This is a genomic window from Paenibacillus sp. WLX1005 (assembly GCF_046603685.1).
Lineage (GTDB): Bacteria > Bacillota > Bacilli > Paenibacillales > Paenibacillaceae > Saccharibacillus.
This window is the reverse complement of the sequence record NZ_CP176756.1, coordinates 5,263,746-5,290,297: the sequence shown is the minus strand read 5'-3', so window position 1 is coordinate 5,290,297 and position 26,552 is coordinate 5,263,746. Positions and strand designations below refer to the sequence as shown.

The following is a 26,552-nucleotide window of genomic DNA, read 5'->3' as shown; positions in this document are numbered from 1 at the left end:
GAAACAACTGAAGTACCATACTTTAAGTTTACGAAAAAGGGGTCCAGTTCTATGGAAAACAGAATGAACAGGGGTAAAGTTTTGTCGCTAGGATTGCAGCATGTGATGGCAATGTACGCCGGAGCAATTGCAGTGCCGCTGATTATCGGGAATGCGCTGCATCTGACGCCGGAGCAGCTGGCGTATCTGATCGCGGCAGACATGTTCACATGCGGTCTGGCAACATTGTTGCAGGTGCTCAGCACTCGGTATTTTGGTAGCGGCTTGCCGGTTGTACTCGGTTGTACCTTTACAGCGGTGGGTCCGATCATTGCGATTGCGTCGACGAGCAATCTGCCGACCGCCTATGGAGCGATTATTATTTCCGGGATATTCGTCGTGCTCGCTGCGCCATTGTATGGTAAGCTGCTGCGCTTTTTCCCGAAAATCGTAACAGGCTCCGTCGTAACGATCATCGGTCTGTCATTGATTCCGGTAGCGATGAACAATGTAGCTGGTGGACAAGGCAGCGCTGACTTTGGCACATTGCATAATCTGCTGCTGGCGCTCGTAACATTGGTCGTGATTTTGCTAGTCAACCGGTTTGCCACTGGATTTCTACGTTCAATCTCGGTACTGGTTGGTCTGGTAGCGGGTACGTTGTTGGCTTCTGCGATGGGCATGGTCAGCTTTGCTTCTGTAGGTGAAGCATCGTGGTTGCGTGTAGCACAGCCGTTTTATTTTGGCACCCCGCAGTTTAGCTGGATAGCGATTGCGACGATGATCATCGTCAACATCGTGAGCATGGTGGAATCGACAGGCGTGTATATCGCTGTCGGCAAAGCAACCGAGCAAAAGGTAGAGCAGCGCCGCATCGTGAACGGTCTGCGCTCGGAAGGTCTGGCGATTATGCTGGGTGGTATTTTCAATGCGTTTCCTTATACAGCATTCTCGCAAAATGTCGGTCTGATCTCATTAACCAAAGTCAAAACGCGTAACGTGATCTTCGCAGCGGGCGGTATTATGGTCGTCCTCGGACTGCTGCCGAAGCTGGCGGCGCTGACAACAGTCATTCCAAGCGCGGTACTGGGCGGAGCAATGGTCGTGATGTTCGGTTCGGTCGCGGCATCCGGGATGTCGATTCTGGCAGAAGTGAATCTGCGCAATGATCGCAATCTGATGATCGTAGCGTGCAGCATTGCGATCGGTGTTGGTTCAGCGGTATTGCCAGCTATTTTCGGTCAAATGCCAAGCTTCCTACAACCATTGCTGCAAAATGGTATCGTCACTGGCTCGATTGCAGCGGTAGTATTGAATCTGCTGTTGTCGGATCAACGGACGGTGGAAGAAGAACAACCGGAAGAGAAGCCGGTAGTCGGTTTGGGTGTGAATGCTGGTTCTGGCGTAGAGACTTCTACAGGTACGCGGTAATTCTGCTTCTGCTCTGAGGCATGATTGTCGTGCCGTGTATCATTATATTGAAAAGCCCCTGTATATCGTACAGGGGCTTAACTATTGTACAACGGTTTGCAGCAGATACGTAGTCAGGTACAATCGTTGGCGGCGCAGGTGGAGCATATCCCTTCGCATTACACGGCAAAACATCCGCGACTTGGCGATCTTACGGCTGCGGAATGGTTTATGCTGGCGGAGATGCATTACCGTCACCACCTGCACCAGAAGCGCCGTTTGGATGAATGTTTGCAGTTGCAGCATTCGGATATTGTGTAGAAAAGATAGTTCCCATCTTCTACCGAAGTTTTCGTATATCAATTGACATATATCAATTTACACCACCACGTAAAAGTGTTAAATTTAGTTCTTGTCAGGTATACGATACGGAGGGAAGCGGGCAATGAAAAATATTTTGTTTATCAACACAGGCGGTACGATTTCTTCATCGGCGGAAGGTCATGGTTTGACGCCAACACAATCCGCGGAAAATGTAGTGGCAGCTGTACCGGAATTGAAGGATATCTGTCATATTGCAGCGATGAATCTGATGAGTGTCGATAGCACCAATATTCAGCCGGAAGAGTGGGTCACCATTGCCCACACCGTGCATGAGCAGCTACCAGCGTATGACGGCATTGTGATTGCGCACGGAACCGATACGATGGCGTATACGGCGTCCGCACTGAGCTTTATGCTGGGCAAGCTGAACAAGCCGGTCGTAATTACCGGTTCGCAGGTGTCGGTATTAGCGGAATACAGCGATTCTCGTAAAAATATCAAGGATGCGTTCCGCACAGCATCCAGCGAATTGACTGGCGTATTCGTCGTGTTTAATGGCAAAATTATTAACGGCGCCCGTGCTTCCAAAGTCAAAACGAAAAGCTATGATGCGTTCGAGAGCATCAATCACCCGTATATTGGATACTTGGAAGATGATCATATCCAATACAATGACATTCCTGAGGCGTCTCATCCGCCGGTACATGAGTACAATGATCATTATTCACCAGATGTATTTCTGATCAAGCTGATTCCGGGGATGCGCCCTGATATTTTTGACGCGGTGCATCAGCTGGGGTATCGCGGTATGATTGTCGAAGGCTTCGGCATGGGCGGTGTGCCTTTCAAAGAGATCAACCTGATCGACAAGATTGAAGAATTGGTACAAAAAGGGGTTAGCATCGTCGTCACTACCCAATGTCTGTACGAAGGCGGCGATCTGACTATCTATGAAGTCGGTCAGCGCGCATTGGAAAAAGGCGTCATTCCTTGCTACGATATGACAACCGAAGCGCTCACCACCAAGATGATGTGGGTACTCGGTCAGTCAGATGATCCAGAACAGGTCGCACGTATGATGGCAACCAATTATGTAGACGAAATTACATTGCCAGAACGCAAGTAACGCGATAGCTGACATTCATATTAGCTAATATCATCCACATCAAAAGGAGAACTCCGCAATAGGGAGTTCTTCTTTTTACATTGCATCGTATCCATGTGCATGCGTGTATCTCATAGGAGCTAATAAGCATGTGCAAGCTACAGCTGCGGTGGAAACCAGATATGGCGCAAATCAACCCAGCCCTGACTGTTAAATGTAATACCGCGCACCGTAGGTAGATAAGCGGTTTGCACTGGCTTTTCGTACAATACATGCAGCTGATACCCGCTAACCAAGCGCTGCTGAATATGTGCAAACAGCTCCATTCGTCGCTGCGGATCGGGTTGCCGCTGGATATCCTGCAAGCGATGCTCAATATCGATCTGTGTATGGCGCTCCACATGACCAGACAACGTCTGGTACAGATCGTACAATCGCAGTTGCTCATCCTGATCGCGAATGAGCGAGAACAGAATTAGATCGGATTCCAGCCGCACATCCCCTTTGAAATGTTCCACTGGCACCGAACGTACATCGCAATCATATCCCGCATGGCGAAGTCGATCGGCAATGCGATTCGCATCGCGCCGATACTGCGGAATCGTCAGGATACGTAAGCAGGAAGCAGCTTCAGCATGTGCTGGTACTGTCCTACTATCCACTGTAACTATATGATGGTCTGCCACATCGTCCTCGGCAAAAGACTGCAAGCACTCACAAATATGCCGTCGTACATCCGGCTGTTGCAGCAGCCCATCCTTTTCCGTATTGAATGTCACAAACTTGCGTACAGATACCGGCGAAGGGAGCTGGCTCCATGTATCAGGATGAGAGGCAGCAGCCGGATTCGGAATCACCTGAAATGGCGATACAGGATCACCCACTCCATCAGCATCGTCCTCCAATCGCCGCGTCCGCCATGGAATATGCACAATCTCTACCCGATCCAGATGCGGTCTACCTTGAAAATAAGGCTTGAACGCTTCCAGCATCACCACATTATCCTCACGCTCCACCAGCCGAAAAGGTCCCGTTCCACTCGGACGCAGCCCGAACTCCATTTCCGGTCGCCGATTCAATCCTTGCGGTACGATTCCTGCCCGACTGGTACACAGAAACGGTAAAAATAACTCATTCGGCTGGCGCAACTGAATATGTACAGCAGCATCATGCAGCGCCTGCACACGCTCCAATTGCCGAAAAATAAACCGATACAGCGAAGGCTGCGCGCTGTTCATCAGCCGCTGAAATGTATACACCACATCATCTGCCGTCAGCGTCTGCCCATGATGAAACAGTACATCCTTACGCAGATAAAACGTCCAACCCGTCCGTAATTCATCCACTTCCCACGCATGAGCCAGATGCGGCACGATAACGCCAGTGCTATTGTCCTTACGCACCAATCCATCAAAAATATGACTGCATACAAATGATTCTGCTAGCAAATTCATATACAGTGGATCGACCGTATGAATCTGCTGACGAATCGGCAGACGCAGTCGGTCAATCTGCCGATCCTGCTGCATCTCCGAATGCGCACCGAAGTACGATAGTAGCCATTCCTGCAATTGCCCATCCAGCTCTGGCGACCGCGCTTGCTGGCGAATCTGCTCAATACTCGTGCGAATATCGCCGCGCCGGATCGTGTGCATCATCGACTCCAATGCAATCTGTTCTGGTGGTACGGCAAATGTCAGTAGCGAACGCTTTCCGCGTCCACGTTGCGATTGCCAGTCTATCCATCCTTGCTGCCGCATCCGCCCGATAATATTCAGCGCATTGCGATGCGTACAATCCAGCACCTCCGCCACTTCATCCAGCGTCACCTGATTGATCTGCTGCTCTCCATACCGCGAATGCAGCAGCAAAAACTGCCGATGCAGCTTCATCTGTATCACTCCTTTCCGAGGCAACTACTATATTCCCACATAACTACTTATGAAAAGTCTACGAGCCGCAATATGATATAAAATACGAAATTTACGATTGGGTTTCTTCTATTTATTTTCTTATTTTAACATCTACAATGTAACTTGTACCGGCACGATGGTCACTTGCGCGTCTGTCATGCAGCCATCTATGATATTGCCGGATTCCAGAACGGCTGAATGCGTTCTTCAGAGGGGGGTTCTACCGATGTATGAAAAGCTGATCGTGACGCCACAGCGTGCGAGCATTGTACTAGGTACGGCGTTTGCGCTGGCGGCGATTCATCAGTATTTGTTTTACGATCATACGTATGGCATATCGTACCCGATGTTTGTGATTTTATTTTACTTGTATATGTACATCTATGCTGGCGATTGCTTACGGCGAGGTTCATGGTTTAGCCGGTTGTTTACTACGGTGATTATCCTGCTGTCGTTAACGTATGGATGGTTTGCCAATGGATTTTTTTATGTGCTGAATATGCTAGTTGTCCCGGGGCTGATTAGTCTGCATATGGCGTATATGCTCAGTTACCGTCGTCCCAATTGGGCGCGGATGTACATTGTCTATGCGGCACTGGAGCATGTGCTGCTGCAATTGCCAGCTCATTTACCAACACCGCTACGTATGTTATACCGGAAGGCGGCAGGGCGGATGCAGCAACAGCATAAGCGGCTAGCAGGTAAAATTCTGCTTGGATTGCTGTGTGCCCTGCCGCTGTTAATTATTATTATCGGGCTGCTGTCTTCAGCGGATGGTATGTTTCAACAGATGCTGATTCATGTGCCGGATTGGTTGCCCCGTCTTTCGTTTACCGAAGGAACTTTGCGTTTGGTATGGATCGTGATGATGGGCTTTATCCTGTTCGCGTATGTATGGGGATTTATTCAACCGTATCGTCGTCAATCGCTGAGCAGCTCGCTAGTTGCAGATCAGCCAGCTTCCGATTCAGCAGCAGGCGCTACAATTCCGTCTGCGTCACCAGCTCATGACTGGCAGATAGACAAGCCGAATGCTGCCTATCCGCCTTTGGTTATGCCGCGACTGGATCCGATTATGCTGGCAACAGTGCTTGTGGTGATCAATCTGGTGTATCTGCTATTCGTGAGTTTGCAGTTTTCCTATCTGTTTGGTGCTGGACAGGGGTATTTGCCAGATGGAAGTACGTATGCGGAATATGCACGTAGTGGCTTTGGCGAGCTGGTGCTGGTGACGGGATTGAACTTTGTGATCTTATTGTCGGCATTATATGGCAGCGGCAAAGCAGGAGTGGGCTTACACAGGCTGAATCAATTTCTGCTGCTCATTCTGGTTGTTTGCTCGGCAGTCATGTTGTGTTCAGCGTTTATGCGATTGCTGATGTATGAGCAGGCATATGGATATACGGTTATTCGTTTTCTGGTGCATGCGTTCATGCTGTTTCTAGGCGTATTGCTCGTATTGGCAGGGCTGCGTATTTATATGTCGCGCTTGCCGCTTATTCACTGCTACATCGTATTCGGTCTGATCTCTTATGTGCTGGTCAATTACATCGGCATGGATCGCATTATTGCCGAACGCAATATACAGCGGTATGAGCAGATCGGAGAGCTGGATCAGGAATATCTGCTGACACTATCACCGGCGGCAATTCCGATGCTATTGCGCTTTAGCTATGAACATCAATTGCCGGAGCTACGGAAGCGACTGCATACGGATAACGAATATGTAGTAACTCGCCATGCCAGTTGGCAGGAATACAATTGGGAAACGCATCGTGCGATTCAACAGTTACGTTTGGATCGTCCGTTATAAATGGATCGCTATATCGTCTTATCTATATCCATCTACAGAAATCTACACCAATCTGTACAAAGTCTTACTAGATCAAGGAGGAGATTACAATGAACCCTATTCCAGTATGGATTGAATGGAATATTGACCCTGCGCAATTGCCGCACAGGCAATGGTTTTATGCAGTAGAAGGCGAGATGGTGACCGACCGCGTTCAGATTGCAGCCGAATCGATAGAGCGTAGGGACGAGGACGAGCAGCTGCATGCGTGGGATATTCAGCTGCGTATAACCGGAATAGTGGAGCAGTCGTGGAATACGTATGGAGAGATGCGCTTGCTGCAACAGGCTGCATTTGCCTTGCTAGAACCGGGTGCTAGTTTTCTGCTCTGGCATGGATGTGAACTTGCAGTTATTACGGTGCTAGAAGACGGCTATGTACCGGGATTAACTAGCGGCGCTTCACAGCCGGATCGGTACGAAGTGATTTGAGATTCGATAGTAAGGTCATCATTTTGGAAGTAGAAGTTTTTCATAGGATAATGTCTATAGAATCGACGCATGATATGTGACGTGTTTGGTAAATTCTTTTATATAGAAGAAAGAGAAAAAACGATCAAAAGAAGCAGTAATACAAGAAAACAGAAAACAACATCGTACACGGAATACAACACAAAGGATCACGCATTTGACATACTCAACTGAAAATACAAAAAACAGCTTATTCATCATCAGACGAATAAGCTGTTTATGTTCAACTGTGTAGCGCCTATCGTATTTGGCACATTGTATTGAGTACATCGTATCCACCATACCTTGCAGCGCTAATCATCATTGTATGAACATCCATCCCGATCCTTACCTATCAACGCCTGCCAGCACGGATGTACGACGCGGCTTGCGGTTGACCAGATAGATGCTCACTCCGATCAACACCAGACCGAGCAGCAGGAACCAAGTGAATGGCTCGTGCAGCAACAATGTACCGATGAATACCGACAACAGCGGCACAAGGAAGGTGTACGAAGCGACCTTGCTCGCATCACCTGCACCAACCAGTGTGAAGTAGATCATCCACGACAGCGCAATCCCGAAAATAATACCAAAGATCAGCCCGAACCAATACGGTGCATTCCACGTAATATCCGACCAGTTTTCTGTAACAGAACCAGCGGCAGTTAGTAACGCACCACCTAATGTACATTGGAAGGCGACCATCCAAAGTGCATCGGTTGTCTGATTGGCTTTTTTGATAAATACAGTACCCAGCGCCCAGCTTAATGCTGTGACAAGAGCTAGCACAACGCCAACGACAGCGACATGACCGGAGAAGCCGCCTGCACTCACCGAGATCACCCCGGCGAAACCTAGCAGCAAGCCAATGACTTTGCGCCATGACATGGATTCACCGAGCCACATCCAAGCAAATAGTCCGACGAGTACGGGCTGCAAATAGACAAGCACCGAGAACAATCCGGATGGCAGATACATCAGTCCCACCGTTTGTAATCCATAAAATAACGCCACATTTAACAAGCCCGAAATGGCATAAGCACGCCAGTTTTGCTTCCAGCGGATCAGCCGTCTGCGCGGCAACATAATGATGATCAGCAGCAATCCGCCAATCAGCGTACGAAGTCCGGCAAACAGCACCGGCGGTGTATAGGCAAGCGCTACTTTATAAATCGACCAAGAAATCCCCCATAAAAAGACCAGCGACGCAATCAGCGCCACCCGTTTCATTGGTGTTAATGTGTTCAACGTGCTTCCCTTCCTTTCCATCCGCAAACGCGTAAAAGCTACCATATGATGTCAGTCAGCACGTTACATCATACGCTTTTTGCATGGAAAGGGCAATCCAAGAAACAGCCGGAGATACAGATGCGAATCTCACTCGGCTGTTTCTTGGAATCATTTGATATTCAATATCCATACTCAAGTACTCAGAAGAAGACATCTTAATCCTGCATATCCAACATTCGCTCCAGTGGTTCGGCATCCACCAGCGTCCCTTTTGACACCTTCAAATACTGATACTCCCCATCAATATGCAACTTTAATAATCCATTTTCAAAATCCGTATGCATCTTTTTGAAAAAGACACCTTCCGCCACAATCGGCTTATCGGTTTCGTAGCGAATCTGGTAGCCCTTCGGCGTATGAATCACGTCTACCTCGACTCCATCCTCGTGCGTCTCTTCCAGATTGGCTTTCATTCGCTGTACCGCAACGATATGTAGATCGATTGCCCCCAGCTGCTCCAGCAGATCGTTAATTAGCGAACTCCCGGTCATTTCTTCCCAGAAGGAACGAACCGATTGCCCGATAATGAGCTGGGTGACTTGACTGCGGTGTGCTGCCGTCGCAATCGCTTCTGAGAGATCGCGTCCTTCGCGCTGAACGACCATAAAGTTGCCCCCGGCTTCTTCGGTCAGTTTTTTCCAGCTGTTGTAATAATTCTGGTCGTCCATATCCAATTCGCTCACGGGTTCATCCAGTATACTCAGTACGATCAGTGGTGCCTGAAGCAGCTGGGCAAGCCGGATACCGCGCCGGATCAGCCGTTCACCATTCAGATTGTAATGTACACCGACCATGATCTTTTCTTCGTGCATGACCTGTAACGCCCCTTTATATAAGTATCAATTGTCATATATCGGACCTCTGTGACCCAAAGCGGCTAACAAGCCGTTTGTTCACGCCTATACAGACACTTAACCACCACAGACTAAAAAGAATAATATGCGCTGCAATAATGATTCAAAAAATTTCGTTCCACTGGTAAAGAAGACGCTACGCTACCCGCATCCAAGCTACTCTTTTCAGCATTTGCAGTACCAAGCAGACTTTTATGCCAGTCTACCAGTGCTTCGCCTGCCAGATGCGTACGGGTGAAGCCCCATTGCGACTCATGCTGCTGAATATACTGTATCGCCTGCAAGCTCGTCTGTCCTTTTAACCGAGTGAAGACAGATGCCCATTTCACCAGATCAAGATGGGTCGTACCGTCGGAAAATTCAAATTCCGCCCAGCCTGCTACACCATTTCCGCAGACACGCAGCAATCCGCAATGCAGAAATTCGCAATGATCCGGCAATGCCAGCCGTTGATGATCATACACAAACAGCTCCATATGCCGAATACGCGCAGTATCAACAACAGAACAATGGGAACGGACGAGATTTTCAACCAGCGGAACAGCAGTCATGATCATTTTTACATACACTCCTTGTAATGTAAGGTTTCGTTGTGAGCCATCATAGGGCATATCCGTGATAGCGTAAACGAAATCTAACCGTGATCCCTGCCGATTTGGGATGGAAGATGCTCATGTAATCGGATTCATCCTAGCGATTCATAGCCGCATCATCATAATGCTCCGTTTTTCTGTTCTTTTCACAAAATTGCAGGAAAATGAAATAATATGGCGTAAGCAGGCGAATACGAGAGAAAAGTCATTGCATCATGTGCCTAAACCATCAAATTGGCACAAAACCGCATTCCGTCTGCCTTTACTTTGATCGTGGACGGGAGTATGATTCGTCTCGAGTTCATAAATTTCGGCATACGATGATATTCGTATGCTGTTACCAGCTGAATGTCTGTACGCTGTACTGCCATCCGGGCAGATTCGTGCGGAGAGCGGGGGAACCAGCGAGAAGTGCCAGTAGGTGCTTTTCAGGGGTGAATCGGAACAAAGATGCCTGTTATGTATAACAGCATCGAATCCGTAGGGAGACTCTTACTCCCGAATCCGTCAGCTAACCTCGTAAGCTGAATTAAGAGAGGCGACAATGATCATGACATCCGGTAGGACACAGGTGTGTGCTGTTCGGAATGCCTGAGAAGCGGCGAGGGTACCTCTTGTGCGCTTCTTTTTTGTTTGCCTTCACACATTGGAGGAGAAAAGAGATGGAGTTGGAGCAGGAATCGGAGTTACCAAGGCCCTATGTGCTGGTATCTCCGGCGACGCGGGCAGGAGAGCAGTTTATGCAGCTGCTCAAAGTAAAAGGTATTGATTTTGCCGCGATCGTGAACAGCTATAGTGAGAAAGTTAAAATGGAACGGATGGGCATCCATCATGTGCTGCTGCTGGATACTCAGCGTCAGGATGAGTGGTGTTTGCCGCAGATGACGGTCGGTAAAGTATATCTGTTTGAACGGAGCTTGCCCCTGTGCTGCCGTTATATCCAGATGTGCCGTTCATGGACGAGCGATCCGATCTATGTCATTACCGAAAGTAGCAATTCACGCATGATTTACAAAGGTCTGGGCGCGGATCATATTGTCCATACGAATGGCGGCAGTGTCGCCTTTTTGTTGTGACAGGGCGCACAGGCTCATCTCCACTAGAAGCGGGTATAATGATAAAGAATCCACCATCATGCCGCTGCATGCCGTTCTTATCGGTAGCAGGCGGTACATACTTACACTTATGAAGTTTGGAGATGATCGTATGACGGACAAAGTAGCACTCATTGCTGGAGCAACCGGATTGGTAGGCAGCGCGCTAACTTCTATACTGCTGGACGCGCCGGAATATCGGCAAATCGTCGTTCTGGTGCGCAAACGTGTGCCGGAATGGGACAACACGCCCCGCATTACCCAGATCCTCGTAGATTACGAGCGGCTGGACGACCATCTGGACGACCTGGTTGCTGATGATGTGTACTGCTGTCTAGGTACTACGATCAAACAAGCCGGTACACAGGACAATATGTACCGGATCGATGTGACGTATCCGCTGCGCGTAGCAGAACTGGCGAAGCGGCAAGGCGCAACCCAGCTGTTGCTAGTGAGCGCGATGGGAGCAGATCGCACATCCAAGATATTTTATAACCGTATCAAAGGTGAGTTGGAGCACAAGCTGGTTGGGCTGGATTATCCGTCTTTCTCCACAGCGCGTCCCTCACTATTGCTCGGGGAACGACAAGAATTACGTACTGGCGAGCGCATCGGTGCCGCTCTCGCCAAAGTGCTGTCGCCGCTTATGGGCGGGGCGTTAGCCAAGTACAAAGCAATCCCTGCCGAAAAGGTAGCGAGGGCGCTATACCGGATGGCGTGCATGGAGAAGCGGGGTGTACATGTGTACAACTCCGATCGTCTGCATGAGCTGGGAGATGTTCCGGGTTCCGCAACGCAGCGGGTTACTTCCTGAATCCGATATTCGCGCATACTATACGTCATCGGGCAAAGAGGATACAATAAAGGTTGGCGAATGTGCATATTTCGGTAGTTTGCTGTATTGGGCAGGCAACAAGGTAAGCCTGCTTGCACGGTGTACAAGAATACGAAATGATGATCGCGCCAGATTAAGATGATGGGCAGCAGGATGCTGCCGCGAAATGGAGAATGGATCATGCCTCAATTGGACGACAAACAGGCGGCAACCCAGATTGAGAAATGGATTGCCTTTTACGATATGGATAACCCGAAAGCATGGGACAAGGACGATTATGCTTTTGTGCAGCAATCGTGCCGTCACATGCGCACAGCGGTGCAAACATTGCGTGGTAAAGGAAATGTTAGCCCGGCAGAACGCAAGAAGATCGCCAGTGGGCTGGAGGATTTTATCGAGGATTCGTTTATGGACGATCCGAATGAATGGGAGCCGGAAAATCGCGCCTTTGTCAAACAGGCAATGGCAGCGCTGCGTCATGCAGCCGGTGTACTGAAGAAGTAGGAATGAGCTGTAAAATGAAGGGCAACGTCGCCGAGCGGCGGCAATGCCCGAACAGCAGGAGGTTGGTATGAATAGTAACCCGGAACTTAAACCGGTCGCGGAACATAAGCTGGAGATCGAGCTTTGCCCTGCGGCGGACAAGCATATTATTTGCAATATGTATCCCTTTTACCTGTATGACATGTCGGAAATCTGGGATCGTACACCGAACCGTTACGGTGTATTTGAGGAAGATGATCGCTGCGCAACGCTGGCACAGCAAAGTGATGTGTTCAAAATCTGGTGGCAGCACCCCGGCATTTTGTTCCCGTTTCTGTTACGCGTGGATGGTATTCCGGCAGGCTTTGCGCTCGTCTCTACACCACCATACATTCCGCATGGGGAGCAGGCGCAGTATTTTCTGCATGAGTTTTTCCTAATGCGTTCGTTCCGTGGCAAAGGGCTGGCACAGCAGGCAGCAACGCATATATTTGAACAATTCAAAGGTAGCTGGGCGCTGCATACGAATGCGACCGGGCGCAATATGCACACCCGCCGTTTCTGGCGTCATTTGCTGGCTGATTATACAAATTATAAATATGACGAGGAACCGCTGGAAACGCCAGAGCAGGATCAATTGCTGGCATATCGCTTCAACAATGCCTGATCGTCTGAATGATTGGTGATCTTACTGGCGGCAACAAGATGTGCGTAATAGAGCCTCACTGGTGATGCAGATGAAGTAGGCAGCACCTGGTATCATCCCCTCAAGGTAGACAGTGAACAAAGACCTCATGGCACAATGAGATCAACACTGGAAACCGGAGGGGCTTTTTGTTATGTGTATCTATTCATGAATGGTGCGAATAAGGTTGGAAGTGACGAATGAGAGCATGCGTATTCATCGAAGGGCGTTGTTCACTTGTGGTTCCGTCCGCTCGCGTTGAAATTTGCTGCCGAATGATATACATTTAGCTAGAAACGGAGGGGGAACGAAGATGAGTCAAACCGCAGAACAAGCTTTTGCCAGAGCATTGGTTCAATCCCTGATCGGGGAAAGAGGGCATTTGCCGATTGCCAAAGCATTATCCGATATTGATCTGGAGCTGTCCGGGCAGCGTGTAGACGGCTTGCCGTACACGATCCATCAGCTGATCAGCCATATGACGTACTGGCAGGATTTCATGCTCGCTCATGTCCGTGGTGAACAGCCGCAGCGTCCGCCGATTCCAGCGGAGAGCTGGCCACAGGAAAGTCGTGCCGCCGATGAGACATCGTGGCAGCAAGTATTGGACGATTTCTTGCAGGGCATCGACAGCGCCTGTGAGTTGGCGCAGACGTTGGAGCTGGCGACACCGCTCACTCATATCCCAACAGAGACGGTTGCCGGATTCCTGCGCAATATCGCATCCCACAATACGTACCATCTTGGCGAGATTGTAATCATCCGCAGATTGCTGGGAGCATGGCCGCCACCGGGCGGAGGCTATCCAGCGTAAAAGGATTGAGCTGCTTGCAAGTCTTGAACGATTGAAGCAATGAATGCTGCTACAACAAAATGTAGCGGATGTATGATGTATACGATGAAGTGAATATAGCAAACAAAGACCACAGCGTATTCCGGTAAAGGAGAGCTGTGGTCTTGTATATTCTACTGAGGGGTAATTCGATTAGACGAAAATATGGTTGATCTGTTCAATCTCTTGCGGAGTCAGCTGCACATCCAGTGTTTTCAGATTATCCAGCACCTGATCGGAGCGTTTAGCACCCGGGATGATCGCGTCGATGGAGTCGCGAGTCAGATACCATGCGAGCACGATATGCGCGATCTCTACGCCTTTGGCACGGGCGATTGGACGAAGTTTCTCGACTTTTTCCAGATTGTGCTGGAACGCTTCGCCTGCGAACAATGGGTCTTGTGCACGCAGATCGTTGAAGCGCGTCTCGCTATTATATTTACCAGCCAGCAGACCAGATGCTAGTGGGAAGTACGGGATAAAGCTAATGTTCTGCTCTGCGGTATATGGCAGTAGATCCTGCTCGGCATCGCGTTTGAACAGATTGTAATGGGATTGCAGCACATCGACATGACCGTCTTTGTTCGCTTCTTTCAACTGATCGATCGAAAAGTTGGATACGCCGATGGCACGGATTTTGCCTTCGTCTTTGAGCTTTTTCAGCTCGCCTACGGCTTCATCCTTCGGTGTGGAATCATCCGGGAAGTGGATGTAGAACAGATCGATATAGTCGGTTTGCAGACGCTTCAGGCTGCTCTCCACGCTGTCACGCAGAAAGGCTGGTGAATTGTCGATGCTCACATCGCCTTGTTCATTGAATTTGTGTGCACCTTTGGTAGCGATGACCAGTTCATCGCGCTTGCCGATTTCTTTGAGCACTTCGCCGATTAGCTCTTCGGAGCGTTTCGGACCATAGATGAATGCAGTATCGATAAAGTTCAGCCCGTTGGCAACCGCCGTGCGTACTACTTCCTTACCAGCTTCCTCATCCAGATTCGGATACAGGTTATGCCCGCCAACTGCATTGGCTCCCAGCCCGATTGGATTCACCCACAGATCGCTTTTACCTAGACGTGTTTTGTTCGACATATTCATTCATCTCCTTGTACGTAGTGTGCTTCCCATTGTAGCAGAATTATTTACCAAGTGAAAAGGTCGGGATAATATGATCAATGGTATACATGCGAAATGTAGATCGCTATGTGTATAGGATAATATGTATGACTTGATTGTTGATGATAAGGCAACAGTTACATATTAGCCAATGTGGATGTGGATTGAAACGTTTGTGTGGGACATAAGAGAGTTAAACATCATATACAAGTGATGTTACATAGAAAAAACCTGATCAGCCTTTGATATACGCTATCGAGGACTAATCAGGTTTTATAAAACAATATAATATTAAAAATCGTATCTGTACCGTAATTTAATATGCGGGATATTTTTTAATGCAAACCTAATATCAATTTTCTTTTAGTTTCCAAATGGTCTGCTTATTCATATAAAAATCGATAAGATCACTCACATAACCTTGACCATCTGATAAAATGACAATCCCAAAATCTCCAGCATGATTTGGCAAAGTAGAGAATGATGGTGTTTGCACAGGTAATGATTTCAATTGTTGAGCATTGATTTTATAAGTAATCGGTTTAGTAGAGATCGTATTCATATACAGATCACCTGCTGGGTTGAAAGCAAGATCATAAATCGATTCTTTTGTCGTTGCTGTAATCAGTGTTAATTTGTCGAGATTGACTCCACTCAGACGAAATACTTTATAAATAGACTGATCATTATTTTTGGAGCGATGCGAAACATATAATCTTCCCTGTGGATCAAAGGCCATACCAGTTATAGAACCGGAAGCTAGATCAGAGGATTGCGAAACAAACGGCATATACGTCCTGCTGCTTTGCATGAGTTCACTCGCTGTCAGTGTTTTTTCAGATTGAAGATATTTGGCATCGACTTTGAAAATCATATTGCTCATGCCTGAGCGCGTAAAGAATAAATCGCCATTTGCTTGTACAGCAAGCGCAGTTACATCATTGGTAGCTGCAAGTTTGGTTTTTTGGTTATCTTTCAGTGAGATTTGATACAATCCATAATTGGGATCATTAGTTAGCGGTGTACTGGTTATATATAGATTTTCTTTATTTGCATCCATAGCCTGAATCCCAATCATATACCAATCCGTAAGTTGAGGAGGAGCCAATTGTATCGTTAGTTGGCGCGTTTTCTCAATAGCGGGAATGCCGGCGGCATTGACTACATTGTAATGGATAGTATATATGCCCGTTTTATTTGTATCCAATTGCGATACACTTTTTCCTTCAAACGAATAAGTAACTGTAGCATGAAGATCGATATCTTTCTCATCTTCGATAAATACACCTGGATCTGGATAAGTATCGCCAACATAAGTAGTAACCTGTGTATGTCCATTCAATTTAATGATAGGTCTTGAATCCGGGAAAATACGTTTTAGACTGCTGCCATTGCTGTGATATGATTTACCGTCTGGCAAAAATAACAAGCCAAGCGTGTCTTTTTGCAACAGTTGATCACTTTTGTATGGTTGTATCTTATCACTAGAAATTGGGAACTTCCCTTTTAAAGCTGCTGCTGGAATTTTGTTTGTACCTATAGCAAAATCATAATGTTCACTCCAGAGATTTGCTTTGAAATATAGATTACCTAATGTATCAAAACCGATACCATTGATGCCTTCCGTTTCCTCAATAACCGGTTCCAATAGTTTGGATGTTGTATTCCATCTCATTAGTCCATAGCCGTCAAGTTTCTGGTTATCAATGGAGACGTACAAACGATTGCTGGCGTCCATCGCAAGACCACTGATTCCTTTAACGGGCAAGTAAGCATAGTTGATGCTTTTGGCAACTAGCTGTTCAGCAGTTATAGACTGTTTGAGAACGGTGGCATCTACTTTTTTGATATACGTATATTCCGGATTTTTAGTGTTAATAACTGGATAATACAAAGCACCTTTGGGATCGATAGCTATTGCACGTATAGGGAATTTAGTCGAGCCATAAACAAGCTGTGTTACTGTACGGGTATTTAGATCAATTTTGGATATGCCATTGTTCTGTTGTGCAATATATGCGGACTCTTTGAAATAGGCCATTCCATTCGGAGTTGGAATATTCAAGTTTTCCAAGCGATAAGCATCAACTACTGGTGGAGCAGCAGGGGCAGGGTCGCTAACAAACATTTTGCCGATTACTGCCTGCGGATAATCCAGATTACTGACAAAGCCTTGACCATCAGCAAGGAAAACAATGCCTGTGTTGTTAGAAGAACGGGACTCTACATATTGAAATTGCTGTTCAGTGATTGTGGGCTGAACTTCTACGAGTACAGTACTTGGTAACTTAAAGGTACCACCAAATCCACTCCCCTGAAATTGAGCATACAGATTACCACCAGGACTAATTTCGATATCCTGAATGCCAACCATCTCATGCTTAAGCTGAGAATCACCTTCCAAGAAAGGTAGGAAATTCTGCAAGCTGTTATCCGTTGAACGGAAAATCACAGCATGTGGCCAAAAGGATATATTGCCTTGACCGGTGGCAATATATAATCTCCCAGCAGCATCAAAGTCCAGACCTTTTACTGACAATGTGCCTCCTGATAGCTGCTCTGAAGAAAATGGAGTAATCTGTTTTGCCGTTGTCATAACTTCGGCTTGTGTGAGCGGTGTATCAGTTTGCAAATAAGTAGCTTCCAATTTGTAAAAGCTATTAGGCTGATCAGTAAGAGAAAAATACAAATCCCCTGTTTGATTTACAGCTACAGCTTGAACCTTAGGTAAAGTAGCTACAAGCACTGGCTTATAGTCTGCAATGGATACTTTATATATACCACCTTCTGTGCTAGTAGATGTTGCTGGATTCGCGACGTATACAGTTCCATTCGCATAATCCATGCTAACCGGGTTACTGAACTCGAGTTCGTTCAAGCTAGCAGGACGAGCTTTAATTATTACGGTGCGGATTACTTCTTTTGCAGCGAGTTTGTCAGGGTTAACTGCATTATAATGAACAGTATAAGTACCTGCCTTTTTTAAATCGATATGATCCACAGCTGTTCCGTTTAACGTATAAGTAGTACTTATATTTAATCCAGTATATTTTTCGTCTTCTACAAATGCGCCTGCATCTTCATAGGTTTCACCGTAACGTACCGTAACATTTGCTTCACCATTTAATGTAATGATAGGAAGTCCATTTGGGAAGATTCGTTTTATTTGATAGCGATCCGATGCATATGAGGTTCCATCTGGTAAAAATATGATGCCAGGCAATGACTGCGCTGGAGCGAGTGAAGTTTCATAACGATAGGATTCAATCATATTGTTGGATACGGGAATCGTTTGTAGTGCGCTAGCAGGAATCCGATTAATACCATTAGATGGGAATCGTTTATCATTATGGAAAGGGACAGGTTTAAAATAGAGATTGTCACTAGCATCTATGCCAATGCCTGAAATACCCGGAGATTGATTGGCAATAACAGAGTTGAACGTACGAGTTTCATTATCCCATCTCATTACTCCGGTTCCATCTATAAGACTTGAACTGTTTAATGAAATATACAATCGATTCCGAGAGTCAAATACCATACTTGTAATTTGAGGTTGCTCTGATGTAGTGGAGGGAGTATAACGAGCATAGACTGTACTTTCGGCTGCTAACTGTTCAGAGGTGAGGGGTAAGTTTTGCAATGCTTTATAACTGATTTTTTTTATGTAAATATCTAAATCTTGACCATCGCGTCTAACGGTATAGTAGAGATTCCCCTGTGAATCGATAGCAACAGTCTGAAAATCGATTTGACTATCATTAAAAATAGTAGTGACTTTTCCTGTAACTAGTGAAGCTTTAGCAAGTCCCTCTCTACTTTTTGCAATATAAAGGTCGTTATTATGATAGGCAATTCCATAAGGTGTAGTAATGTTTACCTGATCAGGAGAATATACTGCTTGATAAACAGAAGTATACACCGTATCTTGTTGAATTGCTGAAGTTGCATATACATCACTTTGGACAGATGGTTTCACAGTAAACGTTGTAGGTGGGGATAGATCTGCTATAACGGTGTTTTGTGCCTTTACAGTCGTGGTAGTCAGTGGCAGCAACAGCACCGTTGCCATACCTGCCGAAATAAACTTTTTCATCATGTTCCTCCTTTTAATTGGCAATTATGTACTTCACATCCTAATATAGCAATCCTATAGTTATAGAAGATATAGGTACTTAGCAATAATTTACTATGCAAGAAGATTTGATTTTGACTCCTTAATATGGAAAATAAGGTAAGTATATAATATGCATATGTCATCATTTTTACAAAACCTATCATTCTATCCATCTAATCAAAGACAAAAATCAACAGATTGCAAAAAACGCAATTGCGTATATCTACTTGGACGCTAATCAAATCAATATGGCAAAGTAGAGTCCAATTGCCAAATCTGTGCGCACGATTGCACAATCATTGGCATTCCGAATGGAACCAGTTCCACTCTGCTTTTGAGGTGTAGCATTTCCTCTAAAAATACGCTATAGAACACAAAAGACCACGCATTTTACAAACGTTATACATCCCTGTAACAAGGCACTTTTACAAGGCTTTTTTTACCCTTATTGATCCACATCTATCATGCTTATATAGAGCTTCTGATAACATCGCGAAATGTATTTATAATAAACAAAAATATGAATGAAAGATAAGGACAAAAAATATTTTTTTCTTTTATGAAAAAGGGATTGCTTATCGTCTGGCAATATCATAGAATGTTCTTGCACACAACTGTAACCGCTTACAAATAGATAATTAAATTTCTAATTCAAGGGGTAACTTCAGTAAATCCGCAATACCGCAAGAATTTGATAAAAGTTTGCAAGCGTTATCAAATTTTTATTTACTTTTGCTGATGATTATTAGAAAATGGATTAAAAGTAAAATTTATCTATTTGAAGCGTGAAGCAGCTTCAACGGTAGTGACATGAAAAAGAGGGTTTGTATATCAAAAGAGAGGGTTGAGTCCATGAAACAGGGCAAACTGAAAAGAAACGGTTCTTTAGGTTTAATGCTGGTGTTGATGTTCTCCGTCGTTTTGAGTGCCTGTTCCGGAGGAAGCAGCACAAGTACAACTGGCAGTTCGCAGACTGGCAGCGGGGGGACAGCTGAGACCGCCACCACAACCGACGGAAGCAAATTGATCACAACGGCGCAAGTACCTGCTGGCTCCGATCTGGAGAAAGCGCTTAACGGAGAATACAAAGGTAAAAAAGTAACGATGTACGGTCCATTCGTCGATGCGGATGAGCAGAAGTTCAATGCTAGCATCAAGGCATTTGAAGATGCAACCGGCATCGATATCGCATACGAAGGCTCCAAAGAATTTGAAGCAACGATCAATGTACGTGTAAACGGCGGCAACGCACCGGATATCGCGGACTTCCCGCAACCGGGTCTGCTGGAAAACTTTGCGAAAGCAGGCAAAGTAGTTGACGTATCTTCCTTTATCGATGCGGACTACATGAAAAAACAATACCAACAAAGCTGGCTGGATATGGGACAAATGCCAGGTCCGGACAGCAAAGATATCACTGCTGGCGTCTGGGCACGCAGCAGCGTGAAAAGCTTGGTTTGGTACAACAAAAAAGCATTTGAAGATGCTGGCTACACCGTTCCAAAAACATGGGACGAAATGATGAAGCTGACCGAGCAAATCGCTGCTGACGGCGATCCTGCTTGGAGTATCGGTATCGAGAGCGGCGCGGCAACCGGCTGGCCTGCTACTGACTGGGTAGAGGACATTATGCTGCGTACTACTACACCGGAAAACTACGATAAATGGGTCAAAGGCGAACTGCCATTCACGGATCCAATCGTAAAAAATGCAGTCGAAAAAATGTCCCAAATCTGGTTTAACAAAGACTATGTATACGGTGGTCGCAGCTCCATCGCCACTACCAACTTCGGTGACGCGATTGCTCCACTGTTCACAGATCCACCGAAAGCATGGCTGCATCGTCAAGCTGGTTTTATCACTTCCTTTATCCCTGAAGGCGTGAAACCGGAAGATTACGACTGGTTCCCGTTCCCATCCATTGATGAGCAATACGGTACACCTGCTATGATCTCTGGCGATATCTACGCGATGTTCAATGATCGTCCGGAAGTGCGTGCTGTTATGGAATTCTTCACAACGGCTGAATCTCTGCAAAGCTGGACCAAATCCGGCGGCGTAACACCTCCGATGAACGGTACACCGGATGATTGGTTTGCGAATGACCAAGAACGTCGTATGTCCGAGTTTGTACAGAATGCCAAAACAATCCGCTTTGACGGTTCCGACCTGATGCCTAGCGCCGTTGGTGCAGGTACATTCTGGAAAGGAATGACCGACTACGTGAGTGGTACCGCCGATCTGGATCAAGCAATGCAAGAGATCCAGGCTGGCTGGAAAAAGTAAGTCGTTTCGTGTACTGAGTTACACAACCAACTGAGACCAACCGCCAAAACGGACCGGGCCTGATTGCGGTCCGTTTGGCTTTCATTTGAGAACAGAAGCTGTATCGGTTTGCACAATGTTGAAGGGGGAAAGCCAATGGACGTAGGCAAACAAATGGATGTGCGTAGCAATCAACGGTTTACACCGAAGCTGATTCTACTATCCATCCTTGTTCCGTTACTGAATCTGGGGCTGCATACGTTGATCTTCCTGTTTTTCCGCAGCTCGGATTTGCCGCCGATCGTGAATGCGTTTCTCGCTGTATTGTGGGGCGTATTCGGGATCTATTCCATTTACTACTCCCTGAACTGGGTAGTGGAGCAATATCCAGATAAATGGAAAGACCGTATCATTCCGTACGTATTTGTCGGACCAGCCGTGCTGTTGCTAGGTTGGCTACTATTCCTGCCGACGCTGCGCACGCTGTATCTGAGCTTTTTCAATGCCGATTCGACGCAGTTTGTCGGGTTTGCCAACTTTGTTGCTGTATTTACCGACCGATTATTGCTCACGGCATTACGTAACAACTTGATGTGGGTAGCATTCGGTACACTTGCTTGCGTCATTCTCGGATTGTTGATCGCCGTTCTGGCGGATCGCAGCAGCTTTGAGCGTCTGGCAAAAGCAATTGTATTTATGCCGATGGCGATCTCCTTTGTCGCTGCCGGGGTTATCTGGAAATTCATCTATTACTACCAACCGGGTGCCGACCAGATCGGATTGCTGAATGCGATCATCGTCAATATGGGCTTTCAGCCGCAGGGCTGGCTCAGTATGGTGCAGCCGTGGAATAACTTGTTCCTCATCGTCATTCTCGTCTGGATGCAGACCGGGTTTGCGATGGTTATTTTCTCAGCATCGATCAAAGGGATTCCAGAGGATATGCTGGAAGCGGCGCGGATGGACGGCGCAGGCGAAGTACGTATTTTCTTCAAAATCATGCTGCCCGTTATCTCTGGCACTGTACTTGCCGTAACGACAACGATTATCGTGTTCACGCTGAAAATCTTCGATGTCGTTATGATTATGACTGGTGGACAGTACGGAACTGAGGTCGTAGCGACCGAGTTCTATCGTCAGCTATTTATGTATCAAAATGCAGGCTATGGCTCGACACTTGCCATCGTGCTGTTGATCGCGGTTATTCCGGTCATTATTCTGAATGTGCGTCAGCTCCAGAAGGGAGGAACCCTGTAATGCGTAAATCTGTCAAAGCTCCCAAACGCAAAGGAAACTGGGTTGTCAATCTGGTGCTGGGCATTATCTGTATCGTCTGGTTTATCCCGACACTCGGTCTGCTCATTTCCTCCGTTCGTCCGGCTGCTGATATTTTGCAAACGGGTTGGTGGACCGTATTTCCGCATCGTCAATGGGATACAGTCAGTCAGCTCAAGCTTGACCGCGATACCGATCTGCGCAAGCCGATTACAGTGAACGGTCAGACGTTTAGCGACGATCAGCTCAAAGCTGGTGTAGAAGTGGGCGACCAGCGTCTAATCTGGGAGAATCGCCGCGCTCGTACACTCGACGTACAGGAAAAGAAATGGGGCGCTTCGACCAACTTTACCCTGCAAAACTATGAAACCGTGCTGGGCGGTAAACAGTACAAAATCACTCAGCCAGACGGAACGATCAAAACGGAGCAGGGCAGCGGCATGGGGCGCTCGTTCTGGAATACAATTGCCGTCGTTATTCCATCCACTGTCATTCCGATCTTTATTGCATCATTTGCGGCTTATGCGTTCGCCTGGCTGAGATTCCGGGGACGCAAAGTGTTCTTTATCGTCATTATCGCGCTGCTCGTCGTACCGTTACAGGTAGCATTGATTCCGATCCTGCGCGACTATACGACGCTGGGCTTGAACGGCACGTACTTTGGGATATGGATGGCGCATACGGCGTTTGGGTTGCCGCTGATCACGTACTTTATGTACAACTCGATCAGTCAGTTGCCGAAGGATTTGTTTGAATCCGCGTTTATGGACGGGGCAACCAACTTTACGATTTTCTCCAAGCTCATTCTGCCATTGTCCGTACCGGCGTTAGCGTCGATCTCGATCTTCCAGTTCCTATGGGTATGGAACGATTATCTCGTTTCACTCATCTTCCTCGGCTCTCAGCCGGAAGTACAGGTATTGTCGATGAGTATCGCCAATCTGGTCGGCTCGCGTGGTAACGACTGGCAGTTGCTTACGGCAGCGGCATTCGTATCTATGCTGACACCACTGGCTGTATTCTTCGCTCTACAAAAATACTTTGTACGCGGTTTGCTGGGCGGATCGGTCAAAGGCTGACCGCTCTGGCAAAGTATCACGGACTGGTTGCTTCAGTATAGGATATCGTTCAGCATTCTCCATCTACTACTTGTTACAAACGTCCGCTTTCCGATCATGGAAAGCGGGCTTTTTGATATGGGTGGATGAATATGTATGGAAATATATGTTATAATTGCCCTGCTGAACACGAACGGATCTATACATATACATATCAAACAATAAGGGCACTATTCATCGCTGCTGGGAGGATTATGTATGGAATGGTGGAGTACGCTACTATCGGTTGTTGGCTTGATTCTCGCATTGCTGCTGGTTGGCTCAATTGTGTATGTTAGCTGGCGCAACGGTATCTCGCCATTACCAGCATCGCCGCTGCTACTTAGAGAAGTGGAGCGCGAGGTACGAGAAGCGATTCAGCGTATTGACATCGTTCAGCGGGAACAGCAGTCTAAGAAAAATGCAGTAGAGATTGTGAACGGTAGATCTGTGATTGCTAATGGAAATGCAAATCGACATTCACATACAAACTCAAATCAAAATTCAAATCAAAATCAAAATGGAAAAACAGAACCTGCTCACTTCTTAACTGGACATGAAGCAACCATAGCCTTTACTGTCGATACCGAAGCCAATTTGGCGTCGCCCCATCCGCTCAAGCTGGTGGAAGCCGGGTCAGGCTGGGGAACGCTGGCAATCCATTTGAAACGCCATGTTCCAGCACTACATGTGATCGGGATTGAGAATTCGCCAGTGCCATATCTGGTATCTCGGGGGCTGGCGTGGCTGCGGCGCAGTCGGATTGCGCTTATTCGTGGCGATCTGTATCAGTATGATTATCGCGATACCGATCTGATCGTCTGTTATCTGTTTCCGGGTGCGATGAAGCGGCTGAGTACTCTGTGGCGAGAGCAGTGCCGACAGGATACGTATGTGATCAGCGTCTATTTTGCCTTGCCGGGCTGGGAGCCGGAGCATATGATTACGTGCCGGGATATTCATCGTACACGTATTTATATTTACCGTGCCGGGCATCGTAGTTATGTAGTGTAATAACAGCGATGATGGATGCTGCGAGGTGAGGTGGAACAGCACAATTGTGCATCTTCTATCGCAACGATAAGTATGAGATTTGCTATGGCAGGTGTATAAGATGAACGGTAGTGGGAGGTACTGCCTTTTCTAAGTCAGCTGATGATTCGGCTGGCTTATTTTTTCGTTGACAGGTATCGTTTATCCGTGCTAAATTCATTCCAATCATTTAATTCACATCGGAATGGTATGAATTGGGAGAATCTGTTTTTTTGTTTATGATTTCCATATTTCGAGGAGGCATTCATTTGAAAAAGATGACCCGTTTCACACTCGCAGCTCTGCTTGCTGCACCTACTGCGCTTGGAGCTGTCGGACTGCCGGCATATGCTGCTCCTGCCGCGACACCAACAGCTGTCAAAGCACCCGCAGCGGTCAAGACACCAACTGAACCAGTAGCCAATCCTGCTGCTGTTCAGACACCAGCTGCACCCGCAATCTCTACCTCAACTTCGGTCTATACCGAGACGGCAGCAGAGTATGCTCAATTTTTACAGGCAAAATATAATGTCCAGCTTCCGCAACAAGTGAAACGAGGCGACTTCCTGCAAGCAATCTCGCAAATCGTCCCATCGACTGCTACCTCATCCACGTATGCCGATACACCGTCGTTCACCGATCTGAAGCCGGGTGACGACGCGTATGCCGCCGCAGTCAGTCTGTACAATGATGGCATTCTGTCGAGCACCGAAGTGCATGCCAATCAGGCGCTGAGCACGTATGCAGCTGTATTCATCGCCGTCAAAGCTGCGGGCTTCAAGGAACTGGCGTATACATATCCACAAACCAAAATCAAAGCCGCCTTGACCAAAGCTGGGATCACGGATAGCACTTTACAGGGACAGGCGGCGCAGGAATTGGCAGCGGCAATTGACACCGGACTCGTGCCGGAAAGTCTCTATCCTGCTCTGCGCAAAGGCGGAACCATTGACCGCGATACTGCGAACACCCTGCTTGGCAAGACGCTGACCAGTCTCGGCAAATACAAAAACGAAATCGGTCGCTCCAGTGACAGTGATATTTATGAGAAGCTATATTCTGCTTATCGAACTGCTGACCTGATTGAGGCGCCAGAGCTGAGAAGTATCGTTGATCAGGCGCTGCGCAACAATCTGGTGACAGGGTACAACCTGAAGGATAGCCGGTTTGATTCCAACTTTATCGATAATCTGACACTCACGTATGGGCATGACGATATCAAGCATGCGGTACAGCTGATCGGATTGCTGCGCAGTGAGCATATCGATGCGGATGTGCAGTTCCAGCCGAAGACATCGGCGTTCATTTATCTCAAGGAATGGGGAACTCCCAAAGAAACGCCAGATTACAAAGTAACCCAGATCGACAATGGCAACTATATCGCCTATGCGAAGGAATACGATATCCAGTTTGAATTTAATACTACCGCAGACAAAGAGCGTTTTAACACTATTATTTCCACCTATGCGAAGAAAAATAGCAATACAACGACACCGCTGATCTACAGCTCTTGGTGGCAACCACTGTACTATTCGCCAACGGAGCTGTCTGGTTATCCGGTCATCTCCAATACGAAAATTACACTCGGTCATTATTATGCTCAATCGTTCTCGCTCAAAGATCAGGCATCCAATATCCGTGATGGCTTCCGCAAGCTGGCACCAGACGCGGACATCTCCGGTTATGATTTCTGGGTGGATCAACCATTCTTTAATTATCTGAATGGCGAATCGGAGTAAGCATAGTACTGATTGTATGAATAACGAAGATTAGTGATCAACAATACCCTGTTCTGCTCAGTATAGATTCTGCATTGGAATCTGTACGCGGAACAGGGTATTTTGCATCATTTTATAAAACGCTTACAATAAAAACTTTACATCAGCGAATCAGAGTAGTAAGATAAAAACCAAAGTTTTGAAGTTGTATACAAGTACACAATAACATCATAT

The 26,552-nt window shown here is 46.9% G+C and carries 21 protein-coding genes and 1 riboswitch; of the genes, 15 read left to right on the top strand and 6 right to left on the bottom strand.

All coding sequences use genetic code 11. From position 1 onward, the window contains the following. Window positions 1-51: 51 nt before the first annotated feature. From ACE3MZ_RS22640 to ACE3MZ_RS22630, 3 genes are all read left to right on the top strand, one after another. Window positions 52-1,410 (top strand): nucleobase:cation symporter-2 family protein, encoded by a 1,359-nt coding sequence (locus ACE3MZ_RS22640; RefSeq protein ID WP_411344325.1) that lies wholly within the window; start codon window positions 52-54, stop codon window positions 1,408-1,410. Between the two features lie 84 nt (window positions 1,411-1,494). Further along, complete coding sequence (locus ACE3MZ_RS22635) at window positions 1,495-1,710, top strand: hypothetical protein (protein WP_411344324.1); 216 nt, start codon at window positions 1,495-1,497, stop codon at window positions 1,708-1,710. Between the two features lie 124 nt (window positions 1,711-1,834). Then, window positions 1,835-2,839 carry an asparaginase gene (locus tag ACE3MZ_RS22630; RefSeq protein ID WP_411344323.1) on the top strand — a complete coding sequence of 335 codons (1,005 nt, stop codon included), beginning with the start codon at window positions 1,835-1,837 and terminating at the stop codon, window positions 2,837-2,839. A gap of 137 nt (window positions 2,840-2,976) precedes the next feature. Here ACE3MZ_RS22630 and ACE3MZ_RS22625 read toward each other — a convergent pair whose 3' ends face one another. After that, window positions 2,977-4,710, bottom strand: coding sequence for an ABC transporter substrate-binding protein (locus ACE3MZ_RS22625; RefSeq protein ID WP_411344322.1), 1,734 nt, complete (start codon window positions 4,708-4,710; stop codon window positions 2,977-2,979). Between the two features lie 247 nt (window positions 4,711-4,957). On the opposite strand from ACE3MZ_RS22625, the gene ACE3MZ_RS22620 reads away from it, so the two are divergent. Both ACE3MZ_RS22620 and ACE3MZ_RS22615 read left to right on the top strand, forming a co-directional pair. Further along, a complete protein-coding gene (locus ACE3MZ_RS22620) occupies window positions 4,958-6,544 on the top strand; it encodes a DUF4153 domain-containing protein (protein ID WP_411344321.1) in 1,587 nt (528 codons plus the stop codon). Between the two features lie 89 nt (window positions 6,545-6,633). Next, window positions 6,634-7,014, top strand: coding sequence for a hypothetical protein (locus ACE3MZ_RS22615; RefSeq protein ID WP_411344320.1), 381 nt, complete (start codon window positions 6,634-6,636; stop codon window positions 7,012-7,014). Window positions 7,015-7,380: 366 nt separating this feature from the next. Here ACE3MZ_RS22615 and ACE3MZ_RS22610 read toward each other — a convergent pair whose 3' ends face one another. The 3 genes from ACE3MZ_RS22610 to ACE3MZ_RS22600 all read right to left on the bottom strand — a co-directional run bounded on the left by ACE3MZ_RS22610 (window position 7,381) and on the right by ACE3MZ_RS22600 (window position 9,736). Beyond that, window positions 7,381-8,283 (bottom strand): DMT family transporter, encoded by a 903-nt coding sequence (locus tag ACE3MZ_RS22610; protein WP_411344319.1) that lies wholly within the window; start codon window positions 8,281-8,283, stop codon window positions 7,381-7,383. Between the two features lie 197 nt (window positions 8,284-8,480). Then, entirely contained in the window at window positions 8,481-9,137 is a 657-nt protein-coding gene (locus ACE3MZ_RS22605; protein ID WP_411344318.1) for a universal stress protein, read from the bottom strand. A gap of 113 nt (window positions 9,138-9,250) precedes the next feature. Beyond that, window positions 9,251-9,736 carry a hypothetical protein gene (locus ACE3MZ_RS22600; RefSeq protein ID WP_411344317.1) on the bottom strand — a complete coding sequence of 162 codons (486 nt, stop codon included), beginning with the start codon at window positions 9,734-9,736 and terminating at the stop codon, window positions 9,251-9,253. A 368-nt stretch (window positions 9,737-10,104) separates the two neighbouring features. After that, a riboswitch (cyclic di-AMP (ydaO/yuaA leader) is annotated at window positions 10,105-10,313 on the top strand. Between the two features lie 121 nt (window positions 10,314-10,434). Between ACE3MZ_RS22600 and ACE3MZ_RS22595 the strand changes: the two genes are divergently transcribed. From ACE3MZ_RS22595 to ACE3MZ_RS22575, 5 genes are all read left to right on the top strand, one after another. Beyond that, window positions 10,435-10,848 carry a hypothetical protein gene (locus tag ACE3MZ_RS22595; protein WP_411344316.1) on the top strand — a complete coding sequence of 138 codons (414 nt, stop codon included), beginning with the start codon at window positions 10,435-10,437 and terminating at the stop codon, window positions 10,846-10,848. 130 nt (window positions 10,849-10,978) lie between these two features. Beyond that, complete coding sequence (locus tag ACE3MZ_RS22590) at window positions 10,979-11,680, top strand: oxidoreductase (protein ID WP_411344315.1); 702 nt, start codon at window positions 10,979-10,981, stop codon at window positions 11,678-11,680. 201 nt (window positions 11,681-11,881) lie between these two features. Further along, a complete protein-coding gene (locus ACE3MZ_RS22585; RefSeq protein ID WP_411344314.1) occupies window positions 11,882-12,205 on the top strand; it encodes a hypothetical protein in 324 nt (107 codons plus the stop codon). Between the two features lie 67 nt (window positions 12,206-12,272). Next, on the top strand, window positions 12,273-12,851 hold the full coding sequence (locus ACE3MZ_RS22580; RefSeq protein ID WP_411344313.1) for a GNAT family N-acetyltransferase: 579 nt from the start codon (window positions 12,273-12,275) through the stop codon (window positions 12,849-12,851). Window positions 12,852-13,182: 331 nt separating this feature from the next. Then, window positions 13,183-13,683, top strand: coding sequence for a DinB family protein (locus tag ACE3MZ_RS22575; protein ID WP_411344312.1), 501 nt, complete (start codon window positions 13,183-13,185; stop codon window positions 13,681-13,683). A gap of 171 nt (window positions 13,684-13,854) precedes the next feature. On the opposite strand, the gene ACE3MZ_RS22570 is transcribed toward ACE3MZ_RS22575, so the two are convergent. Both ACE3MZ_RS22570 and ACE3MZ_RS22565 read right to left on the bottom strand, forming a co-directional pair. Beyond that, a complete protein-coding gene (locus ACE3MZ_RS22570; RefSeq protein WP_411344311.1) occupies window positions 13,855-14,790 on the bottom strand; it encodes an aldo/keto reductase in 936 nt (311 codons plus the stop codon). Between the two features lie 376 nt (window positions 14,791-15,166). Further along, window positions 15,167-18,913 (bottom strand): immunoglobulin-like domain-containing protein, encoded by a 3,747-nt coding sequence (locus ACE3MZ_RS22565; protein ID WP_411344310.1) that lies wholly within the window; start codon window positions 18,911-18,913, stop codon window positions 15,167-15,169. A gap of 870 nt (window positions 18,914-19,783) precedes the next feature. Between ACE3MZ_RS22565 and ACE3MZ_RS22560 the strand changes: the two genes are divergently transcribed. The 5 genes from ACE3MZ_RS22560 to ACE3MZ_RS22540 all read left to right on the top strand — a co-directional run bounded on the left by ACE3MZ_RS22560 (window position 19,784) and on the right by ACE3MZ_RS22540 (window position 26,339). Further along, window positions 19,784-21,217: an ABC transporter substrate-binding protein gene (locus ACE3MZ_RS22560; RefSeq protein WP_411344309.1), complete on the top strand. Its 1,434-nt coding sequence runs from the start codon at window positions 19,784-19,786 to the stop codon at window positions 21,215-21,217. A gap of 135 nt (window positions 21,218-21,352) precedes the next feature. Then, a complete protein-coding gene (locus ACE3MZ_RS22555) occupies window positions 21,353-22,453 on the top strand; it encodes a carbohydrate ABC transporter permease (protein WP_411344308.1) in 1,101 nt (366 codons plus the stop codon). After that, window positions 22,453-23,550 (top strand): carbohydrate ABC transporter permease, encoded by a 1,098-nt coding sequence (locus ACE3MZ_RS22550; RefSeq protein ID WP_411344307.1) that lies wholly within the window; start codon window positions 22,453-22,455, stop codon window positions 23,548-23,550. The genes ACE3MZ_RS22555 and ACE3MZ_RS22550 overlap by 1 nt, the downstream gene beginning before the upstream one ends. Window positions 23,551-23,787: 237 nt before the next feature. Beyond that, on the top strand, window positions 23,788-24,582 hold the full coding sequence (locus tag ACE3MZ_RS22545; RefSeq protein WP_411344306.1) for a class I SAM-dependent methyltransferase: 795 nt from the start codon (window positions 23,788-23,790) through the stop codon (window positions 24,580-24,582). Between the two features lie 296 nt (window positions 24,583-24,878). Then, entirely contained in the window at window positions 24,879-26,339 is a 1,461-nt protein-coding gene (locus ACE3MZ_RS22540; protein ID WP_411346894.1) for a hypothetical protein, read from the top strand. Window positions 26,340-26,552: the final 213 nt, after the last annotated feature.

Coding starts and splice junctions, on each gene's coding strand:
- ACE3MZ_RS22640 (WP_411344325.1), top strand. CDS start 52: ATGGAAAACAGAATGAACAGGGGTAAAGTTTTGTCGCTAGGATTGCAG.
- ACE3MZ_RS22630 (WP_411344323.1), top strand. CDS start 1,835: ATGAAAAATATTTTGTTTATCAACACAGGCGGTACGATTTCTTCATCG.
- ACE3MZ_RS22625 (WP_411344322.1), bottom strand. CDS start 4,710: ATGAAGCTGCATCGGCAGTTTTTGCTGCTGCATTCGCGGTATGGAGAG.
- ACE3MZ_RS22620 (WP_411344321.1), top strand. CDS start 4,958: ATGTATGAAAAGCTGATCGTGACGCCACAGCGTGCGAGCATTGTACTA.
- ACE3MZ_RS22615 (WP_411344320.1), top strand. CDS start 6,634: ATGAACCCTATTCCAGTATGGATTGAATGGAATATTGACCCTGCGCAA.
- ACE3MZ_RS22605 (WP_411344318.1), bottom strand. CDS start 9,137: ATGCACGAAGAAAAGATCATGGTCGGTGTACATTACAATCTGAATGGT.
- ACE3MZ_RS22600 (WP_411344317.1), bottom strand. CDS start 9,736: ATGATCATGACTGCTGTTCCGCTGGTTGAAAATCTCGTCCGTTCCCAT.
- ACE3MZ_RS22595 (WP_411344316.1), top strand. CDS start 10,435: ATGGAGTTGGAGCAGGAATCGGAGTTACCAAGGCCCTATGTGCTGGTA.
- ACE3MZ_RS22590 (WP_411344315.1), top strand. CDS start 10,979: ATGACGGACAAAGTAGCACTCATTGCTGGAGCAACCGGATTGGTAGGC.
- ACE3MZ_RS22585 (WP_411344314.1), top strand. CDS start 11,882: ATGCCTCAATTGGACGACAAACAGGCGGCAACCCAGATTGAGAAATGG.
- ACE3MZ_RS22580 (WP_411344313.1), top strand. CDS start 12,273: ATGAATAGTAACCCGGAACTTAAACCGGTCGCGGAACATAAGCTGGAG.
- ACE3MZ_RS22575 (WP_411344312.1), top strand. CDS start 13,183: ATGAGTCAAACCGCAGAACAAGCTTTTGCCAGAGCATTGGTTCAATCC.
- ACE3MZ_RS22570 (WP_411344311.1), bottom strand. CDS start 14,790: ATGTCGAACAAAACACGTCTAGGTAAAAGCGATCTGTGGGTGAATCCA.
- ACE3MZ_RS22565 (WP_411344310.1), bottom strand. CDS start 18,913: ATGATGAAAAAGTTTATTTCGGCAGGTATGGCAACGGTGCTGTTGCTG.
- ACE3MZ_RS22560 (WP_411344309.1), top strand. CDS start 19,784: ATGAAACAGGGCAAACTGAAAAGAAACGGTTCTTTAGGTTTAATGCTG.
- ACE3MZ_RS22555 (WP_411344308.1), top strand. CDS start 21,353: ATGGACGTAGGCAAACAAATGGATGTGCGTAGCAATCAACGGTTTACA.
- ACE3MZ_RS22550 (WP_411344307.1), top strand. CDS start 22,453: ATGCGTAAATCTGTCAAAGCTCCCAAACGCAAAGGAAACTGGGTTGTC.
- ACE3MZ_RS22545 (WP_411344306.1), top strand. CDS start 23,788: ATGGAATGGTGGAGTACGCTACTATCGGTTGTTGGCTTGATTCTCGCA.
- ACE3MZ_RS22540 (WP_411346894.1), top strand. CDS start 24,879: ATGACCCGTTTCACACTCGCAGCTCTGCTTGCTGCACCTACTGCGCTT.